Annotated in this window: 3 protein-coding genes; 2 read left to right on the top strand and 1 reads right to left on the bottom strand. The window is 51.0% G+C overall.

Annotated features, from left to right (window positions below; all coding sequences use genetic code 11):
- Together ABYT30_RS18340 and ABYT30_RS18335 are read left to right on the top strand one after the other, a co-directional pair.
- On the top strand, positions 1 to 510 hold a 510-nt coding region (locus tag ABYT30_RS18340), incomplete at its 5' end, for a sensor histidine kinase (protein WP_373097963.1).
- Positions 507 to 1,043, top strand: coding sequence for a response regulator transcription factor (locus ABYT30_RS18335; protein WP_373083063.1), 537 nt, complete (start codon positions 507 to 509; stop codon positions 1,041 to 1,043). The genes ABYT30_RS18340 and ABYT30_RS18335, both read left to right, overlap by 4 nt.
- Positions 1,044 to 1,079: 36 nt before the next feature.
- Here ABYT30_RS18335 and ABYT30_RS18330 read toward each other — a convergent pair.
- Positions 1,080 to 2,552, bottom strand: a 1,473-nt coding sequence (locus ABYT30_RS18330) for a choice-of-anchor I family protein (RefSeq protein ID WP_373097961.1), incomplete at its 5' end; no start/stop codon positions are given.

The raw sequence follows: 2,552 nt of genomic DNA, 5'->3' as shown, positions 1-2,552 counted from the left end.
CTGGATCACTGCCGAGACATACTCACCACCCTCGTTGGCACCGCTCGGGATCTAAGCAGCGATAATAGCCTCAGTGTCCCCGCCCCCGAATATTTGGCCAAGCTTCAGGAGCGCTGGCAAGTTTTGCGTCCAGACTGCAACATACACAGCAAAATAAGCCCCACCCTCGCTGATACCATTCTGACCCTAGATGGCACAGTTAGCCAAGCCGTGCTGAACTTGCTAAGCAACGGCGCCGACGCCAGCAACAAGGATTTGTGTCTAGAGATATTCACCGAAGGTCAGTACCTTATCTTCGCGATTAGTGATCGCGGTCCCGGGCTTAGTAGCGAGCAAGCAGCGATGATGTGCAAAGCATTTGTCAGCAGTAAAGGCAAGGGCCGAGGACTGGGCCTATTTTTGAGCAATGCCACCGCGAATCGTTACGGTGGCGAGCTACGTTGGCGGCAACGGGATGGTGGCGGCAGTCGTGTCGAGTTGTGTTTGCCCACGACAAAGGTAATAGCGTGACGAAAGACAAAGAAAAAATTTTGGTGGTTGACGACGACCTTAGCTTTAGCACAACGCTGAGCCGTTCACTGCAGCGCCGCGGCTACGAAGTGCATACTGCCCACGATGTTGAAAGCGCCACGGCACTCTGCGCGCAGCTTAGTCCCGACAAAGCAATTATCGATTTAAAACTTGAAGCGCGCTCGGGCTTACATTTAATTCCGATTCTGCGCGAGCGTTTTCCCAATATAAAAATGCTAATGCTGACCGGCTACTCAAGTATAGCGACCACCGTGGATGCGATTAAACTTGGCGCAGACAATTATTTGCAGAAGCCGGCAAGCACCACCGAAATCCTCGCTGCACTCGAGGGTAAGACCACTAATACGGCCGCAGAAGAACTCAGCACGCCATCTTTAGATCGAATCGAATGGGAACATATACAGCGAGTGCTCACTGAAAATGAAGGCAATATTTCAGAAACGGCGCGACAATTGGGCATGCACCGGCGCACTTTACAGCGCAAATTACAAAAACGCCCCGTAAAAAAATAATTACGAGGCGCTTCGGCTAAGAATAACTTAACAAGCTTAGGGCGTCGTTACACCCGGATCAATTTCCATAATTCGCACATTACCACTCTTCCCGTTTGCTATTGCGAGATAAGCTTGGCTGTCGATAAAGAAGGTCGTGATACCGTCAGCACCCTCGTCGCCACTATTATTAGCAAAATCGCGGTTATTCACATACTGGATAAACTGTACACCCAGCGGCGAGGTCACGTCGTAAATCGCAATGCCCCCCGTACGCGCTAAACTAACAAAAGCGTAGATCCGGCTTAAGCTAGACACCAAGGCAATGCCCTTGGGCGCTGCACCGTTAGCTGGGCTCGCCGTATCAGCATCATTAAAGTTCGCCCCCAAACTTGCCGCCGTCACCATCGCAAGGTCGCTGCCGGAATCAAATAACAACTCGCCCTGCTCATTCCAAATGGCAAAAGAACGGGCACCAAAAGCACTTATTTCTTCAATTTCATCGTCACTGTCGGTATTTCCCGCTTTATTACTAACAATCAAATCAGCAAGCTCAGTATCTGGCGTAGGGAAATTCGGATTGCTTGCGTCAACGCCTGGATCCGTACCACCAACCAGGGCGGCCACCGTGCGCTCTTCATTAAAGCCTGAATAGTTTCTCGACCGGCCCTCGTTCGCAGTAATAAAGTAGTTTTTGCCACCAAAGCGGTAGGCCCCAATGCCATCAGGCTGATACAGGCCATACACACCAGGCCAGTTGCGCATACTGACGTTGCCGTCGCTACTTGTATCTAACTCATTACCCTTGACGCCAAAGTCTTTGCTGCCTAACGCAACGATACGATCAATGCTTTTGTCAGCAAAATTGATAATTGCCACTGCATTGTTTTCTTGCAAGCTTACAAATAACTTTGTGTTATCCAAGGCCACAGCAATATGCTCAGGCTCGAGGTCTTGGGCTACGCTGGCGCCGGGACCAAACACCCGCACACCGGCAGGCAGTTCCGCGGCACGGCTGCCGCCAATATTAAAATCACTAAAGCCAATTTCGGTAACATCAGCAACAGTGACGCCGTCGCGAAGATCAATAACCGAAATACTGCCGACGGGGTCGACGCTATAATCAGCGCTGGGCTGGCCTTCGTTGGCAACCACAATACGACTGCCAAACAAATCAAAGATTGCCATTTTAGGGGAAGAACCAACTTCAAAGGTCTCCACTAAACTAAGGTCAGACAACAAGTACAGGGCGACTCTACCCTTATCTTGGGGATTAACATTATCCAAGGCCACAGCAACATAGAGCCCTGCTGTCGTTACCCATTTTGGCGCACCAAGACCTGCTGGTAATTCAAGAGCCCCGGGGCTTGCCAAGACCGGTGCGAGCGGGTCGGTAACATCAACGATATCGACCGACTTGCTCTGCCCATTGACGACAAATAGGCGTTTATTTGTGGTGTCTCCGGCTACCGACGTGGCGGCGCCCATATCATAAGCCGCGCCACTCACCGCAAATGATGCAGATTTACT

The organism is Zhongshania sp. (assembly GCF_041623545.1).
In the GTDB taxonomy this organism is placed as follows: Bacteria; Pseudomonadota; Gammaproteobacteria; order Pseudomonadales; family Spongiibacteraceae; genus Spongiibacter.
Note: the sequence above shows the minus strand (reverse complement) of the source record. Positions and strands in the feature narration are given on the sequence as shown.